Below are 17128 nucleotides of genomic sequence, written 5' to 3' on the forward strand. Positions count from 1 at the left end.
CGGCCAAACCGCCGCTTTCCGTTCACCACCTGGACGCATTGTGATATACTTTCGCACCTTTGAATCCGGGAATTAACAGTAAGGAAAGCGCCTCCATGAGCGACCTGGCCCGCGAAATTACACCGGTCAATATCGAAGAAGAGTTAAAGAACTCTTATCTGGATTATGCAATGTCGGTCATCGTTGGCCGTGCGTTGCCAGATGTCCGTGATGGTCTGAAGCCGGTACACCGCCGTGTGCTTTACGCCATGAACGTGCTCGGTAATGACTGGAACAAGCCGTATAAAAAATCCGCCCGTGTTGTCGGCGACGTCATCGGTAAATATCACCCGCACGGTGACAGCGCGGTGTATGACACCATCGTGCGTATGGCACAGCCGTTCTCGCTGCGCTATATGCTGGTCGACGGCCAGGGTAACTTCGGTTCCGTGGACGGCGACTCCGCGGCGGCCATGCGTTACACCGAAGTGCGCATGTCAAAAATCGCTCACGAACTGCTGTCGGACCTGGAAAAAGAGACCGTCGACTTTGTGCCAAACTATGATGGCACCGAGCAGATCCCGGAAGTGATGCCGACCAAAATCCCTAACCTGCTGATCAACGGTTCATCCGGTATCGCGGTGGGGATGGCGACCAATATACCGCCGCACAACCTGACCGAAGTGATCAACGGCTGCCTCGCCTATATCGACGATGAGAACATCAGCATCGAAGGGCTGATGGAACACATCCCGGGCCCTGACTTCCCGACCGCCGCGATTATCAACGGCCGCCGCGGAATTGAAGAAGCCTACCGCACCGGCCGCGGCAAGATTTACATCCGCGCCCGTGGCGAAGTGGAAGTGGACGCCAAAACCGGCCGCGAAACCATCGTGGTGCATGAGATCCCGTATCAGGTCAACAAAGCGCGCCTGATCGAGAAAATCGCCGAGCTGGTGAAAGAGAAACGTCTGGAAGGCATCAGCGCCCTGCGCGATGAGTCCGATAAAGACGGCATGCGCATCGTGATCGAAGTGAAGCGCGATGCGGTCGGTGAAGTGGTGCTGAACAACCTCTACTCACTGACCCAGCTGCAGACCTCGTTCGGTATCAACATGGTGGCGCTGCACCAGGGCCAGCCGAAAATCATGCCGCTGAAGGACATTCTGGAAGCCTTTGTCCGCCACCGCCGTGAGGTGATCACCCGCCGTACCATCTTTGAGCTGCGTAAAGCGCGTGACCGTGCGCACATCCTCGAAGCCCTGGCGGTGGCGCTGGCCAACATCGACCCGATTATCGAGCTGATCCGCCGTGCGGCCAGCCCGTCCGAAGCGAAGGCCGGCCTGATCGCGCGCCCGTGGGCGCTGGGCAACGTCTCTGCCATGCTGGAGCGTGCCGGTGATGACGCCGCGCGTCCGGAGTGGCTGGAAGAGCAGTACGGTATCCGCGACGGCCAGTACTACCTGACCGAACAGCAGGCCCAGGCGATCCTCGACCTGCGTCTGCAGAAGCTGACCGGCCTTGAGCACGAGAAGCTGCTGGACGAGTACAAGGATCTGCTGCTGCAGATCGCCGAGCTGCTGCATATCCTTGGCAGCGCCGATCGTCTGATGGAAGTGATCCGCGAAGAGCTGATCCTGATCCGCGACCAGTTTGGCGATGCACGCCGTACTGAAATCACCGCCAATAGCGCGGACATCAACATCGAAGACCTGATCAACCAGGAAGATGTGGTGGTAACCCTGTCGCATCAGGGCTACGTCAAGTACCAGCCGCTGACCGACTACGAGGCCCAGCGCCGTGGTGGTAAAGGCAAGTCGGCCGCGCGTATTAAAGAAGAAGACTTTATTGACCGTCTGCTGGTGGCCAACACCCACGACACCATTCTGTGCTTCTCCAGCCGTGGCCGCCTGTACTGGATGAAGGTTTACCAGCTGCCGGAAGCCAGCCGTGGCGCACGTGGACGTCCGATCGTCAACCTGCTGCCGCTGGAAGCCAACGAGCGTATCACCGCGATCCTGCCGGTGCGCGAGTATGCGGAAGGCTTCAACATCTTTATGGCTACCGCCAGCGGTACCGTGAAGAAAACCGCGCTGACCGAGTTCAGCCGTCCGCGCAGCGCCGGCATTATCGCGGTGAACCTGCGTGACGACGATGAGCTGATCGGCGTGGCGCTGACCAACGGCCAGGACGAGGCGATGCTGTTCTCTGCGGCCGGTAAAGTGGTGCGCTTTGCAGAAACCGCCGTGCGCGCCATGGGCCGTACCGCTTCCGGCGTACGCGGCATCAAGCTGGCCGAAGGCGACAGCGTGGTGTCGCTGATCGTACCGCGTGCCGAGGGGGCAATCCTTACCGTGACGCAAAACGGTTACGGTAAGCGTACCGCCAACAGCGAGTACCCGACCAAGTCGCGTGCGACTCAGGGCGTGATCTCGATTAAAGTCACCGAACGTAACGGGCCGGTGATCGGCGCGGTGCAGGTGGTCGACAGCGATCAGATCATGATGATTACCGACGCCGGTACTCTGGTACGTACCCGCGTTTCCGAAGTCAGCGTGGTGGGCCGTAACACCCAGGGTGTGATCCTGATCCGTACCGCTGAAGACGAGAACGTGGTCGGCCTGCAGCGCGTGGCGGAACCGGTGGAAGAAGAAGAGCTGGACGCCATCGACGGCAGCGTGGCGGAAGGGGATGACGAGATCGCCCCGGAAGTGGACGCGGAAGACGATGCGGCCGACGCCGATGACGACGCCGCTGAGGCAGACGACGAGTAATCGTTCACCCTGCGAGCGTTGATAAAAAGCCGGTTCAGCTGAACCGGCTTTTTTATGCCTGTTATTTCCCTCCCGAATGCGTGACGCGCTGCATCAGCGCCCCGACTGCCGCAATCGTCTGGCGGTGGATCAGTTCTCGCTCTGCCGCGGGCGTTTCGCAGATAAAGGCTTCCCCTTCCTCCTCCCCGGCTAAAATCTTCTGCGCCGTCGGCTGGCACAGCGGCAGGAAATCGTAATGTCCGGCGTCTTTCAGCACCGTTACCGGCAGGGGGAGCCGTTCTGCGCCCAGCGTCATATCGCCGGTGGCGCGGATGTAGTAGCCGGCGGCAATCACCCGCAGCGGCACGCTGATGCTCTGCAGGCTGGCCGGGGTGAAGGCGTAGCTCATGCCCGGATCGAGCGCCACCATCCACTTCACCCGCGTATCGCGGTAGCTGGCCGCCAGCCGGGCATTGTCGGTCTGCTCGCGCTGCACGCCGCCGCGCTGGTAAAACTGGCAGTCCGGCATCTGCGGCATCTGCTGACAGTAGCGGGTCAGGCTCTCGCGGGTCACCTGCGCCCCGGCCAGCGCCAGCACGCTGTAGCCGCCTTTAGAGTGGCCGATGGCACCGACGTTGTTGCGGTCGATGTAAGGCCGCCAGGCCGGGGCCTGCAGATAGTGGCTAATCAGCTGGCTGAGATCGCGGATTTGCAGCGTCAGGTCGGTTTGCGGCCGCGAGTCGCCGGTGGTGCTGCCGGGGTGGCTGGCGGCGATGACGATCGCCCCGCGGGCCGCCAGCGGCACCGCCAGCCAGGCGAGGCTGGTATTGTTGCCGCCGCTGCCGTGGCTCAGCACGATCAATGGGAAACGTCCGTCCGCAGGATGAGCATGCTCAATCGCACTGAATCCGCCAAAAACGGCATTCGCCCCCTGCAACGTGGGGACGCCCGCGTCGGCACTGGGGTAGAAAATCCTCACTTTTAACGGGCGGCCATGCTGGCCGTTGCTGACAGTTTCAAGCTGGCTGCCCACACTATAACCGTGGCTGGTGAAGCTGGTAATCAGCAGCAGTAAGACAATTATTACGCGCATTTTTTGGATTCCTTGTGTATAAAGAAGCCTATTATCAGAAGTTTACGGACGCGTGGCGTCCTCGATCGCGATAGAGTCCCATGCTGATACCGGTTAATTTTCTGCTCAGCCTGGTCTGCCTGCTGCTGCTGTTACAACGGCGGGCGACGGGGTGGCCGTGGCGAGCGCTGCTGCTGATTTGCCTGGTTCACACGCTGAACGCCGGGCTGGTGGCGTTGCCGGATGCTAACGGCTGGCCGCGGCTGCTGCCGGTGACCGCCACCGCGCTGCCGCTGCTGTGCCGCGCCGCGCTGGCGCAGGCGATGGGCCGGCGGCCGCGTTACCTTGCTGCTGCCGGGGCGATCCTGACCATGGCGGCGGCGGTGGCGTGGCTGCCGCAGGCGATCGATCCGCTGCTGCCCGCCGTCTGGCTGGGCTGCGCCGCCGCAATGTTGCACCGCCTGCGCGGCGGCAGCGACGCGTTTTATCCGCTCGCGTTCAGCCACAGCGCGTTAACGGTCACCGGCTGGCGCATCGCCGCCTGGCTGCTGGTGGCGGTGGCGCTGCTCGACATCACCGTTACGCTGCTGTTCGACTTTGCCGCTGGAGCGGGGACCGGCGGCCTGTTGCTGGGCGGTAACCTGCTGATCTGCGCGGTGCTCTCAGTATTACTGGTGCTGGCACCGGTAGTCGCAGGGGGGCCGGGCCCGGCAGAGAAGCACGCGGCCAGGGCAGGAGATGAAGCAGCAGGGGCAGAGGCAGCGGCGTCAGTTGCTGAAGAGGGTGCTGCAAACGTCGCGGACCCGGGCGCAGCCGTCTGCGCTGGCGCACACCGGCCGGTTGCCGCTGCTGCGCAAACTATCGCTGCGCATCTGCCCGCGATGCCGCAGACGCCGGGCTCGTTGCTGGCTTCCGGGGGCGAGACGCCGCTTCCGGGGGCGGATAGGGCGTGCACCAGCCGGGGTGATGCCGCGCAGCAGTCGATGATTCTGGCGGCGGTGGAGGGGGTGATGCGCGAGGGCCTGTATCAGCGCGCCGATTTGAATCTGCTGATGCTGGCACGGAAAACCGGTATTCCGGCGCGTCAGGTCTCTGCGGCGATCAACGCCGTGCACCGGCAGAGCGTGTCGCACTACGTCAACGGCTGGCGCATTGCTGAGGCGATGAGGCTGCTGGTGGAAAGCAATGCGTCGGTGATTGTTGTTATGGAACAGGCCGGGTTTCAGACCAAATCGAACTTTAACCGCGAATTTCGCCGTATCACCGGCCTTACGCCAACGGCCTGGCGCAGCCGGCATTCGGAACAGGCTGAAATCGTCCCCTGAAAGCGGCGGCTGAACTGGCTTTTTCACCAGGCTGACGCTACTGTAGCGTCACTCCTATTTATTATTCGGCCACTATGGCTGTCACCAGGCTCCTCCCTTGAAATATCCGGTCTCTTTTCGAACAACGTTAAGGATTTCCCGCTACCTGTTTCGCGCGCTGGCGCTGATGCTGTGGACGCTGGGCGCGCTGTTAACCACCTTTTACATCATTAACGTGCTGCACGAAAAAGAGTCCCAGGTACGCCAGGAGTTCAACAACAGCTACGACCAGGCGCAGTGGTACGTCCGCCACCTGGCGGACGTAACCCGTGAGCTGCAGTTTATTGCGGAAAACCGCCTGAACGCCTCGACCAGCGGGCTGGACGTGCTCAACGGCGTGTTTCCCGGCAAGGGCACCGCGCCGCAGTTCTATCCGCTGTACGCCGACTCCGACTGCAGCGCGATGAGCAGCACCTGGAGCAACTCCCTGCAGTCGCTGAGCTATTTCCTGCACTACTGGAAAGAGAATTTTGCCGCTGCCTACGATCTCAACCGGGTGTTTTTTGTCGGCGGCGAGAGCCAGTGCCTGGCCGATTTCGGCGTCGGCAGCGCTTCGGTTGACCGGCAAAGCGCGCTGAAGTTGCTGCAGGATCGCATCCTCAAGTACCGCAACGGCAATGACGAGGAGCGGCAGAGCAGCGTCTACTGGGTGGCGCCGGGCAGCCAGCCGGGCAACGGCTACTACTATATGCTGATGCCGGTTTACGTGGCCAACAAGGTGGCCGCGCTGCTCGGCATTGAACAGAGCATCCGCATGGATGACTTTATCACCGCCGGCAGCCTGCCGGTCACGGTGACGCTGGTCGATCAGAACAATCAGCGGGTGCTGTCATCGGCGCGCAGCGGCCCCGGCTTCGGCGCGGACGACCTGCCGGACAGCGACGCCTGGTTTGGCTACGTGGCGGGCTACGATCAGCTGATTTTAAAGAAAAAGCTGTTACCGTCCTCGCTCAGCGTGGTCTATTCGGTGTCGACCGAGGTGATTATTGAGCGGCTGAAAATCATGATCATCAACGCGCTGCTGCTCAACCTGTTCAGCGCGCTGATCCTGTTTACCCTCGCCTGGCTGTTTGAACGGCGCATGTTCCTGCCCGCCGAGGATAACGCCTACCGGCTGGAGGAGCACGAGCAGTTCAACCGTAAAATCGTCGCCTCCGCGCCGGTGGGCATCTGTATTCTGCGCACCAGCGACGGCACCAACATCCTCAGTAACGAACTGGCGCACAACTATCTCACCCTGCTGACCCAGGAAGACCGCCAGCGGCTGACCGAAATTATCTGCGGCCAGCAGGTGAACTTTGTCGACGTGCTGACCGGCAGCAATACCAACCTGCAGATCAGCTTTGTGCATTCGCGCTATCGCAATGAGAACGTGGCGATCTGCGTGCTGGTGGACGTCAGCGCCCGCGTCAAAATGGAGGAGTCGCTGCAGGAGATGGCGCAGGCGGCCGAACAGGCCAGCCAGTCAAAATCGATGTTCCTTGCCACCGTCAGCCACGAACTGCGCACGCCGCTGTACGGCATTATCGGTAATCTTGACCTGCTGCAGACCAAATCGCTGCCGCCGGGGGTCGATTCGCTGGTCACCGCGATGAACAACTCCTCCAGCCTGCTGCTGAAAATCATCAGCGATATCCTCGATTTCTCGAAAATCGAATCGGAGCAGCTGAAAATTGAGCCGGCCGAATTCTCGCCGCGTGAAGTGGTGGCGCACATCACCGCCAACTATCTGGCGATGGTGGTGAAGAAGCGGCTGACGCTGTGGTGCTATATCGACAGCGACGTCCCTCAGACGCTTAACGGTGACCCGATGCGCCTGCAGCAGGTGATCTCCAACCTGCTGAATAACGCCATCAAATTCACCCATACCGGCGGCATTACCCTGCACGTTTACCTGCGCGACGGCTATCTGGCGTTCCGCGTGCGCGATACCGGCGTCGGCATCCCGGCGAAAGAGCTGACCCGGCTGTTCGATCCCTTCTTCCAGGTGGGCAGCGGCGTGCAGCGCCACTTCCAGGGCACCGGTCTTGGACTGGCGATCTGCGAAAAACTGACCAGCATGATGGACGGTGATATCGAGGTTGATTCCGAACCGGGGATGGGCAGCGAGTTTATTATCCGCATCCCGCTTTATCGCAGCAATCCGCCGCTGGCCGAGCGGCAGGAAGGGCTGCAGGGCAAACGCTGCTGGCTGGCGCTGCGCAACCAGGTGCTGGCCGACTTCCTCAGCGCGCTGCTGCAGCAGCAGGGGCTGCAGGTGGCACTCTACGCAGGGGAAGGGGAGGCGGATGACGTGGTGGTCTGCGACTATGAGCTGGAGCCGTCGCACCCGGTGCGCGCGGTGGTACGCTTTGACGGCCGCCACAACGATGGCCCGCTGGAGCAGAGCCCCGGCCGCTGGGTATACGGCACCATCACCCCCCATGAGCTGCCCGCGCTGCTGGCGCGGATCTGGCGTCTGGCGCTGGCGCTGCCGTCGCCTTATATGGTCAGCGTGGCTGACGCGCGCGGGGATGCTGACAATGACGATATTCTGATCCTGGTGGTCGACGACCATCCGATCAACCGTATGCTGTTGTCCGATCAGCTCGGTTCGCTCGGTTATCGGGTGAAAACCGCCCAGGACGGCGAAGACGCGCTAAGCGTGCTGAGCCGCAACGAGATAGATATCGTGCTGACCGACGTCAATATGCCGAAGATGGACGGCTATCGCCTGACCCGCTGCCTGCGCGAACAGGGGCGCACCTTCCCGGTACTGGGGGTGACGGCTAATGCGCTGGCGGAAGAGAAGCAGCGCTGTCTGGACGCCGGCATGGACAACTGTCTGTCGAAACCGGTGACCATGGAGACGCTGCAGCAGTCGCTGAAGTTTTATGCTGCGAGTGTGCGAAAAGCGCGGGGTTAACGGGCGGTGATAAGGGCCGAGGGGCTGCATCACGCCCGCCCCCCGGGCCACCGTCAGGCGGCCTGCCCGGTTAGTCTTTGTCGACCGGCGTCATGCTGACCGAAGAGAGGTAGTTCAGCAGGGCGATATCGTTATCGACGCCCAGCTTCATCATCGCCGACTTCTTCTGGCTGCTGATGGTTTTAATGCTGCGGTTCAGCTTGCGGGCAATCTCGGTCACCAGGAAGCCTTCGGCGAACAGGCGCAGCACTTCACTCTCTTTCGGCGACAGGCGTTTGTCGCCGTAGCCACCGGCGCTGATTTTCTCCAGCAGTTTTGCCACGCTGTCCGGGGTGTACTTCTTGCCTTTCTGCAGGGCGGCCAGCGCTTTAGGCAGGTCGGTTGGCGCACCCTGTTTCAGTACGATCCCTTCAATATCCAGATCCAGCACTGCGCTGAGGATCGCCGGATTGTTGTTCATGGTCAGAACAATGATCGACAGGTCCGGATAGTGGCGTTTGATGTACTTGATCAGCGTAATGCCGTCACCGTACTTTTCACCCGGCATTGACAGGTCGGTGATCAACACGTGAGCATCAAGTTTCGACAGGCTGTTAATCAACGCCGTAGAATCTTCAAACTCGCCAACAACGTTAACCCACTCGATCTGCTCGAGTGACTTGCGAATGCCGAACAGGACAATAGGATGGTCGTCGGCAATGATTACGTTCATGTTATTCATCTTATGGGTTACCTTGCTGCAGCAGGTCATTGACGTAAGTGTCAATTTCACTGGTGGTATTTTTAATGTTTGAATCGCTGCATTGTTCAATGTGCTGTTCCAGCGATTCACAAAGCTGCTTGCCGGGTAGCAAATTTAACATGGCAAACACACCTTTTAGCCGATGTGCCGTTTGAGACAGCGCACTGTAATCCTGGTTTGCTGCCTCATTATACAACCTGATGACATCATCGGGTACTGTATCCACGAACAGCTGGAAATAGCCACTGGCGACAAGCTGAGCGATATCAGGCTGTTCACCCTGCTGCTCAGCCTGCTCCTCTTCGGCCAGTTGCTGTTCTATCAACAGCAGCAGTGCATCCTGCATCGCGCTGCTGATGTTGAAATTAACCCGATACTGGCCGTCGGCCAGCCGGGTGTAGCCGGGTTGATCGTCGGTGAGCAGCAGCGACCAGCGGGTCAGCCGCGTCGGGTCATCCGTCACCAGAACATCATGTTCCTGACCTGAGAAACGCTCATCCGGCGTGATGCAGTTAGCGCCCCAGGCAGACAGTTGATGTACCACGATTTTACGCACGTCATCAACGGTAATATCAATCAGCGCGTTAACGCCTTCCAGCAGCGGCTCTTCCTGTTCCGGCGCGGGCGCCGCCGGCAGCGGCAGCTGAATTTTATAGCGCGAGCCGATCTGCGGCGTGGCCTGCACCTCAAAGCGGCCGCCGAGCTGTTTGCACAGCTGTTTACACAGGAAGAAGGCCATCCCCGACGCCTGACCGTAGCGGTCGGCCTGGGTCTCGCCGAGGAATGGGAAATCGGCGTTGTCGATCTCATCGGCGCGCAGCCCGCTGCCGGTATCAACCACCTCAAAGGTCAGCAGGTCGGGCCGATCGCCCGGCGCGTCCAGGGTCAGGCTGATGCGCCCCCAGTCGGTGGTGGTCACCGCATAGTCAAGCAGCGTCGAGAGGATCTTGCCTAACGCCTGCCGATCGCCATAACGCAGCTGCTCGGCATCCAGCTGGCTGGCGACCAGCAGGGTCAGTCCTTTGCGCTGCGTCGCCGGCAGGACCGCCAGCGCCAGCTCATCCAGCAGCGCCCGCGGGCTGAAGGCGGCAGGGTTAGGCGCCCAGTCCAGCGTCTCCAGCTGGTTCAGCAGCACGATGTCATCCACCAGCTGGCTCAGCGCCTGTGAGGCGGCAAGCGTTCGCTCCGCCAGCGCGGCGTCGTGCCCGGCGGCCAGCGTCTGCAGGTCACCGTTCAGCGACTGTAACGGGCGCTGCAGGGCAAAGCCCAGGTTCTGTAACAGCTGCTGACGCGTCTGGTGATTCTTCTCCAGCACCTGCTGCGCCCGCTGCAGTTTTTTATTCACCAGCAGCTCACGATCCTGATCGCGCATCATAAACAGCTGCGTATGCGGCGAGATGGCGCTGCGCAGGTGGCGAATTTCATACACTTCATTATTCACCGTCGCCTGCAGGATGCCCTGGTGCTGATCGGACATATTGATGATTTTCTGCAGGTTAAGATGCGGCAGCAGGTGCTCGGCAATTTTATTGCTCAGCAGGGTGCGGTTATTGGCAAAATCATACACCAGCAGCCCCACCGGCAGCGTCGCCACGATCTCCTCATTAAGCATGCGCAGCGCGTCCAGCTCCGCGCTCTGATTTTCGCTGGGGCGCAGCGACTGCTGGCGCAGCAGCAGCAGGCCGGCGACCGACATCAGCAGCAGAGCAAGGTTGGCGAGCAGCGGCCAGATCAGGTTGCGCACCGTCTCCAGCGCCAGCCCGGTGACCGGAATGCGGTACACCAGCTGCAGCGAGGTACTGGAGAGCGGGGCAGTGATCTCAACGAACGGACTTACCCAACTGACGCGGGTGCTGGCGCTGTTCTGCTGGCCGTCGCTGCCTTCGGCCACCGGGGTGGTGTCCTGGCGCAGCTGGAAGTTGTCCAGCGGCATCGCCGGGGGAATAATATCATTGACCGGCAGATCGAAAGCGACCACGGTCGCCAGATGTCCCGGCTGGTTGAAGGTGGTGCGCAGGGTGAAATAGGGCGCGTTCTGCCAGCTGAAACGGCGCAGCGGCGAGAAACTCTCGCGCTCATCCAGCGCGTTAGCCTGCTGCAGCATCTCCGCGCGGCGCGCTTCGGCAATATTGCTGATGGCGCTGTCTTTGGTCTGTGCGGCCATCTCTTTCAACGGCAGCGTTGAGATAAGGATCAGGCTGTTGTCCTGGCCGTTAAGAAAGTACATCGACCAGGTGCTGTTTTCCGCCCCCCACAGCTGGTCCAGATAACCGGACATCCTCTGCGTCATCTCCAGCGTGCTGCTGTCGTGGGAGCCGAAGATCAGCGCTTCGGTTTTACGCCGGGTTTTTTCCAGAGCGTAGACGTCCGGGCGCAGGCGGGTCTCCTGCAGGGTGGCGGCGGTGCTGCCGGTGGCGGTGGCGGCGAGATTTTCATACAGCTGCCAGGTGGCAAAGCGGTAGGCGTCGATGCGCTTTTGCATGCTGTGGGTGATATCGGACAGTACGTCGCGTTTGGCGGTCAGCGTGGCGTTGACCGCGTTGGCGATCATAAAACCGCTGGCCAGCAGCAGCACCAGCGTGAACAGCATAAAGAAGCGCGAGACGTTGCCGGCGGTCACGGGAAACTTATTGGGCAGCATGCGTCATTTTCCCCGGTCAGCTGGTAATCTTGCGTGAACTGGCGGCGACCAGCAGCAGCAGCGCGGCGATCAGGCTGAACGCCACCGACAGGCTGGACCACTGGGCGATAAAGCCGACCAGCGCCGGACCCGCCAGGATCCCGGCGTAGCCGATGGTGGTCATTGACGAGATCGCCAGATTAACCGGCATCACGGTCTGGTTTCCTGCCGCACTGAACATAATCGGCACGGTATTGGAGGCACCAAAGCCCACCAGCAGGAAGCCCAGCAGCGAGACCCAGGCGGCGGGCACCGCGACCACCAGCAGCATGCCCAGCGCCGCGCACAGTGAGCCGACAAACAGCGTTGCCGTGCGGCCACAGGCGTGCACGATGCGGTCACCGCACAGCCTGCCGATGGTCATCGCCACCGAGAACACCGCATAGCCCAGCCCGGCCTGAGCGGTTGGCATCTCGCGATGCTGGGTCAGGAACAGCGCGCCCCAGTCGAGGATCGAGCCTTCGGCCAGGAACAGAATGAAGCACAGAATACCGAGGAACAGTACCCAGCCGCGCGGCACCACAAACAGTGGCGCATCCGGCTGGTGCAGCGGCCGGTTAAGAAAATAGCGCTGGCTGGAGAACCACAGCACGATCAGCAGCAGGTCGATCGCCAGCACCGCGGGCAGCGGCGACATGCCCAGCGCCAGCAGCGCGCTGACCAGACCGGCACCGACGATCCCGCCGATGCTGAAGAAACCGTGAAAGCCGGACATCATCGCCTTCGCGGAGCGCTTTTCGACCTCTACCGCCTGAATATTCATCGCCACGTCGACCAGGCCCATCGCCGCGCCGAACATCATCAGCGCGGCTCCGAGGCTAAGGGCCGATGAGAGCACCGCCAGCAGCGGCAGCATCAACAGTAACAGCGCGCTGCCGGCGGTAATCACCCGCCTGCAGCCGAGGCGGCTGACAAGGCTCCCGGCCAGCGGCATCGCCAGCATCGATCCGAGGCCGAGAAACAGCAGTAAGGTACCAAAGGAGGCGTCGCTGAGCGCGGCACGATCTTTGGCATAAGGAACCAGCGGTGCCCAGGCGGCCATGCCGATACCGGCGATGAGAAAGGCGACGCGCGTGGCGCGTTGCGTCAGTCGCGCAGACTTATCGGTAATGTGTACATCCAGTGTGGTCATTTTTATCCGTTCTGCCTGTCCCAATTCAGCCCAGATTTTTACCACATTTACATGTGCTAAAGAAGCTAAACCACCCAACCAGTGCGTGTTTATCGGCTCGCTGCGGCCTGCGTTCAGCCACTGCCGGTGCGCGGCAAAGTAATAACCCGAAAGTGGGGGGCTGTTAATCGGAATCGTCGTCTTATTAAGAATTTCCAGAGTACTCCTGGCGAAATGCGGGCAGAGTGTACAGCCGGGCAGGAGGGTGGCTGGCGGTTGTCTGCCGCCGTCGGCGGCGTGGCGGGGAGTGAAGCATTTCGCCGCGGCGATCCCGTTAAGCGACGCAAGAGGTGCGCGAGGGAATTTGGCCGTAACCCATTTTTTAACCGTAATAATTAAGTGGTAAAGATGGCGCTATTTGCTGCCGGATTTATCCGTGCGGTGAATAACATTGTGCAGAAATAGTCATGCTTAATTTTTTCAGCTGGGGTAACTTTACCTGAGTTGACAATGCTGAAAAAAACGGCAAAAAAAAAGCCGAACACGAGGTTCGGCAGGAATCTGGGGTAAAACAAATCATTCGGGGTGAATGAAGGTAATGCTCAATAAAATGATGATAGCAGGGTAATTATAAGGGCAGATCGCGAAAAAATTTTACCATTCAGTGCGCTGGTTGATGATTAGGATTAATCTGCTGAAAAATAAGAATATTGTTATTTTTTGATTATTAGTGCTATATAACTTTGCAATTTGTGCTGCATAAAAGTTCCGCTTAAATTACAAAGTGAAATACTTGTAAGTATGTTTGAAACACTTTTGGAAAATTAGTATCATTTTCTCGATAGATAATTACTCTCCACGGCTTAACATGACATTTCAGGCTGAATTTTACTCTTCAGCACGCAGTGGCAAATAAGCAGATAACAAGAGGGTAATGAAATGAAATTACGCGTTCTTTCTCTGATGGTTCCAGCGTTGCTGGTAGCCGGTTCCGCAGGCGCAGCAGAAATCTATAATAAAGACGGCAACAAACTGGACCTGAACGGTAAAGTGGATGGCCTGCACTACTTCTCTGATGACAACGGTACCGACGGCGATCAGTCCTACCTGCGTTTTGGCTTTAAGGGCGAAACCCAGATCTCCAGCGAGCTGACCGGTTACGGCCAGTGGGAGTATCAGGCTGCGCTGAACAGCGCTGAGTCCCAGGGCACCGCGAACAGCTATACGCGTGTTGGTTTTGCCGGCCTGAAATTTGGCGAAGCCGGTTCATTCGACTACGGTCGTAATTACGGCGTGGCTTACGATATCGGCGCATGGACCGACGTACTGCCTGAGTTCGGTGGTGATACCTACGGTGCAGACAACTTTATGTTCTCCCGTGGTAACGGTATGGCGACCTACCGTAACAACAACTTCTTTGGTCTGGTTGACGGCTGGAACTTCGCCGTGCAGTACCAGGGCAAGAACAGCAGCGCCACCGAGTCGAATAACGGCCGTGACGTGCTGGGTCAGAACGGCGACGGCTGGGGTGTTTCTACCACTTATGACATCGGTTCCGGCTTTGGTATCGGTGCGGCGACCTTCTCTTCTGACCGTACTACCGATCAGAACAGCCCGGCAGCGCTGGGTCACGGTGATAAAGCCACGGCTTACACCGGTGGTCTGAAGTATGACGCTAACAACGTTTATCTGGCGGCAATGTATACCCGTTCTTACAATGCGACCCGCTTCGGCAGCAGCACCAGCGCCGATGTTTACGGTTACGCGGATAAGGCGGATAACTGGGAGCTGGTAGCTCAGTATCAGTTCGATTTCGGTCTGCGTCCGTCGCTGGCGTTTGTTAACTCTCGTGGTACCGATGTTGAGGGTTACGGTAAGCAGAATCTGAAGAAATACATTGATGTGGGTACGACTTACTACTTCAACAAAAATATGTCGACCTATGTTGATTATCAGATCAACCTGCTGGACGAGAATCAGTTCACCCGCGATGCCGGTGTGAATACTGACGATGTGGTAGCGGTAGGTCTGGTTTACCAGTTCTGATGCGTTAGCAGTCGTTTTGATGAAAACCGGGGCAACCCGGTTTTTTTTCGCCTGCCTTTTTTAGGGCTCGTTGCCTGTGTGATCGAGAGTGCCGGGCCTGTCAGCGGGCGACCCTCCGCGGGTTACCCCGCTCCGGGCTCATCCCGCTGCCCTCCCTGATTGTTGATGGCTGTTTTGGCTGTGGTTTTTAGGGCATGTCGCCTGTTTGATCGAGAGTGTCTGGCGGTCATGCGGGCGACCCTGCGCGGGTTACCCCGCTCCGGGCTCATCCCGCTGCCCTCCCTGATAATTAACGGTTTTATTGGCTGTCAATTTTATGGCCTTCTGAACAGTGCGAAGCTGCGGCCCTCCAGTTCGAAGTCTTTTTCTTTGGTGATCGCCTGGCCGGATTGGGTGTGGTCGCCGGTGGAGAGTTCGAGCAGCCAGCCGCCTTCGCCAAACTGCGGGATTTGGAAGGGGACGCTGCCTTCGAAGGGGTTGAAGAGCATCAGCACGTCGTGCCAGATGCCGGGATCGGGCTGCAGGTCGGCGCGGCCGAGGTATACGCCGATGGTGGAGCCTTCATCCCACTGTTCGTCCTGCTGTAAGCCGCCGCCGGCGTTGAACCATTTGATGTCAAGGCCGTCACGCCAGCTTTCGCGGCGCAGCAGCGGCTGGGCGGCGCGCAGCGCGATCAGGTGGCGGGTGAAGTCGCGCAGGGCGTCGGCGCTGGCGGGGAGGTTGTCCCAGTGAAGCCAGGAGAGTTCGCTGTCCTGGCAGTAGCCGTTGTTGTTGCCGAGCTGGCTGCGGCCAGATTCATCGCCGGCCAGCAGCATCGGCGTGCCGTGGGAGAAGAACAGGGTGGCGAGGAAGTTGCGTTTCTGGCGTTCGCGTACCGCGACGATGTCGTCATCATCGGTGGGGCCTTCTGCGCCATAGTTGTATGAGCGGTTGTCGTTGTGGCCGTCGTTGTTGTCTTCGCCGTTGGCGTCGTTGTGTTTGTCGTTGTAAGAGACCAGGTCGTTGAGGGTGAAGCCGTCGTGGGCGGTGATAAAGTTAACGCTGGCCCACGGTCGGCGGCCGAAGCGGTCGTAGAGATCGCCGGAGCCGAGCAGGCGGGCGGCGAAGTCGGAGGTGACGTTATCGCCTTTCCAGTATTCGCGGACGGTGTCGCGGTATTTGTCGTTCCATTCGGCCCAGCCCGGCGGGAAGCTGCCGACCTGGTAGCCGCCGGGGCCGATGTCCCAGGGTTCACCGATCAGCTTAAGGCGCGAGAGCAGCGGGTCCTGACGCATGGCGTCGAAGAAGCCGCCGCGCGGGTCGAAGCCGTCCGGTTCGCGGCCGAGAATGGTGCCAAGATCGAAGCGGAAGCCGTCGACGTGCATCGATTCTGCCCAGTAGCGCAGCGAGTCCATGATCATTTGCAGTACCCTGGGGTGCGAGGTGTTGACGGTGTTGCCGGTGCCGGTGTCGTTGATGTAGTAGCGGTGCTGGTCGGGCAGGGTGCGGTAGTAGGAGAAGTTGTCGATGCCTTTGAACGACAGGGTCGGGCCCAGTTCGTTGCCTTCGGCGGTGTGGTTGTAGACCACGTCGAGGATCACCTCAATGCCGGCATCGTGGTAGGCGCGCACCATATCGCGGAAGCCCTGGATGCCGCGCGGGCCAAAGTAGCGGCTGGCCGGGGCGAAGAAGCCGAGGCTGTTGTAGCCCCAGAAATTTTTCAGCCCTTTATCCAGCAGGTGCTGGTCGTCCGGGAACCAGTGCACCGGCAGCAGCTCTACCGAGGTAACGCCGAGGCTTTTGATGTAGTCGACGGAGGCTTTGTGGCCCATGCCGTCATAGGTGCCGCGCAGCGCAGGTGGCAGCGCCGGGTTGAGCTGGGTAAAGCCTTTGACGTGGGTTTCATAGACGACGGCCTGCGGCCAGGGAATAGTGGGCCGCTGGTGATCCTGCCAGTCAAATTCGTTGGGGTCGATGACCCGGCATTTTGGTGTAAAGGGGGCGCTGTCGCGTTCATCAAAGGTCAGGTCTTTGTCTTCGTGGTGCAGGTCATAGGCGAAGTGCGCCTCGTTCCAGCGCACGTCACCCGCCAGTTCACGGGCGTAGGGATCAAGCAGCAGCTTGTTAGGGTTAAAGCGGTGGCCGTTTTCCGGATCGTAGGGGCCGTAAACGCGATAGCCGTACAATGTGCCGGGCTTGAGGCCAGGGACGTAGCCGTGCCACACCTCGTGGGTATACTCCGGCAGTTCCAGCCGGGCAATCTCATTTTCGCCGCTGGGGTCGAACAGGCACAGCTCCACCCGCTCAGCGCAGGCGGAGAACAGCGCGAAGTTAACGCCCTGGCCGTCGTAGTTGGCACCCAGCTGCTCCCCGTGTCCTGCTGTAATTTCAAAACGCGTACCCTGTGACATAACTCTCTCCGTAGAAGGTCAGAACTTCAGCTAACAGCAGAATAAAAATGCTAACTCCTGAGAGTCAGCCATTCGCGAGCACTACA

At 59.8% G+C, this 17128-nt stretch carries 9 protein-coding genes; 4 read left to right on the plus strand and 5 right to left on the minus strand.

Going from position 1 to position 17128, the window contains the following annotated elements:
• Nucleotides 1-95 precede the first annotated feature (95 nt).
• The gene (gyrA, locus tag ASF13_RS18205) at nt 96-2753 is read left to right on the plus strand and encodes a DNA topoisomerase (ATP-hydrolyzing) subunit A (protein WP_056239588.1); all 2658 of its coding nucleotides are present in this window, start codon (nt 96-98) and stop codon (nt 2751-2753) included.
• Between the two features lie 61 nt (nt 2754-2814).
• Here the strand turns inward: gyrA and ASF13_RS18210 are convergent, their stop codons facing one another.
• Complete coding sequence (locus ASF13_RS18210; RefSeq protein WP_056239590.1) at nt 2815-3825, minus strand: alpha/beta fold hydrolase; 1011 nt, start codon at nt 3823-3825, stop codon at nt 2815-2817.
• A gap of 80 nt (nt 3826-3905) precedes the next feature.
• Here ASF13_RS18210 and ASF13_RS18215 point away from each other — a divergent pair, with 80 nt between their 5' ends.
• Nucleotides 3906-5129 (plus strand): AraC family transcriptional regulator, encoded by a 1224-nt coding sequence (locus ASF13_RS18215; protein ID WP_056239592.1) that lies wholly within the window; start codon nt 3906-3908, stop codon nt 5127-5129.
• Nucleotides 5130-5226: 97 nt separating this feature from the next.
• A complete protein-coding gene (rcsC, locus tag ASF13_RS18220) occupies nt 5227-8073 on the plus strand; it encodes a two-component system sensor histidine kinase RcsC (protein WP_056239595.1) in 2847 nt (948 codons plus the stop codon).
• Nucleotides 8074-8143: 70 nt separating this feature from the next.
• On the opposite strand, the gene rcsB is transcribed toward rcsC, so the two are convergent.
• Genes rcsB through ASF13_RS18235 form a run of 3 tightly spaced genes read right to left on the minus strand, consistent with a single transcriptional unit; the run spans nt 8144 to nt 12627 of the window.
• Nucleotides 8144-8794, minus strand: a complete 651-nt coding sequence (gene rcsB, locus ASF13_RS18225) for a response regulator transcription factor RcsB (RefSeq protein ID WP_056239598.1) — start codon at nt 8792-8794, stop codon at nt 8144-8146.
• 1 nt (nt 8795) lies between these two features.
• Nucleotides 8796-11456, minus strand: coding sequence for a phosphotransferase RcsD (gene rcsD / locus ASF13_RS18230; RefSeq protein ID WP_056239601.1), 2661 nt, complete (start codon nt 11454-11456; stop codon nt 8796-8798).
• A 16-nt stretch (nt 11457-11472) separates the two neighbouring features.
• Nucleotides 11473-12627 (minus strand): MFS transporter, encoded by a 1155-nt coding sequence (locus tag ASF13_RS18235; protein WP_056239603.1) that lies wholly within the window; start codon nt 12625-12627, stop codon nt 11473-11475.
• A 918-nt stretch (nt 12628-13545) separates the two neighbouring features.
• Here ASF13_RS18235 and ompC point away from each other — a divergent pair.
• Nucleotides 13546-14652, plus strand: coding sequence for a porin OmpC (ompC, locus tag ASF13_RS18240; RefSeq protein ID WP_056239606.1), 1107 nt, complete (start codon nt 13546-13548; stop codon nt 14650-14652).
• A 314-nt stretch (nt 14653-14966) separates the two neighbouring features.
• Here ompC and glgX read toward each other — a convergent pair whose 3' ends face one another.
• Nucleotides 14967-17042, minus strand: a complete 2076-nt coding sequence (gene glgX, locus ASF13_RS18245; RefSeq protein ID WP_056239610.1) for a glycogen debranching protein GlgX — start codon at nt 17040-17042, stop codon at nt 14967-14969.
• Nucleotides 17043-17128: the final 86 nt, after the last annotated feature.

It is taken from the genome of Erwinia sp. Leaf53 (genome assembly GCF_001422605.1).
Lineage (GTDB): Bacteria > Pseudomonadota > Gammaproteobacteria > Enterobacterales > Enterobacteriaceae > Erwinia.

Excerpts from the sequence above, each read along its gene's own strand:
- ASF13_RS18210 (WP_056239590.1), bottom strand. The coding sequence starts at position 3,825 with ATGCGCGTAATAATTGTCTTACTGCTGCTGATTACCAGCTTCACCAGC.
- rcsD (WP_056239601.1), bottom strand. The coding sequence starts at position 11,456 with ATGCTGCCCAATAAGTTTCCCGTGACCGCCGGCAACGTCTCGCGCTTC.
- ASF13_RS18215 (WP_056239592.1), top strand. The coding sequence starts at position 3,906 with ATGCTGATACCGGTTAATTTTCTGCTCAGCCTGGTCTGCCTGCTGCTG.
- rcsB (WP_056239598.1), bottom strand. The coding sequence starts at position 8,794 with ATGAATAACATGAACGTAATCATTGCCGACGACCATCCTATTGTCCTG.
- glgX (WP_056239610.1), bottom strand. The coding sequence starts at position 17,042 with ATGTCACAGGGTACGCGTTTTGAAATTACAGCAGGACACGGGGAGCAG.
- ompC (WP_056239606.1), top strand. The coding sequence starts at position 13,546 with ATGAAATTACGCGTTCTTTCTCTGATGGTTCCAGCGTTGCTGGTAGCC.
- gyrA (WP_056239588.1), top strand. The coding sequence starts at position 96 with ATGAGCGACCTGGCCCGCGAAATTACACCGGTCAATATCGAAGAAGAG.
- ASF13_RS18235 (WP_056239603.1), bottom strand. The coding sequence starts at position 12,627 with ATGACCACACTGGATGTACACATTACCGATAAGTCTGCGCGACTGACG.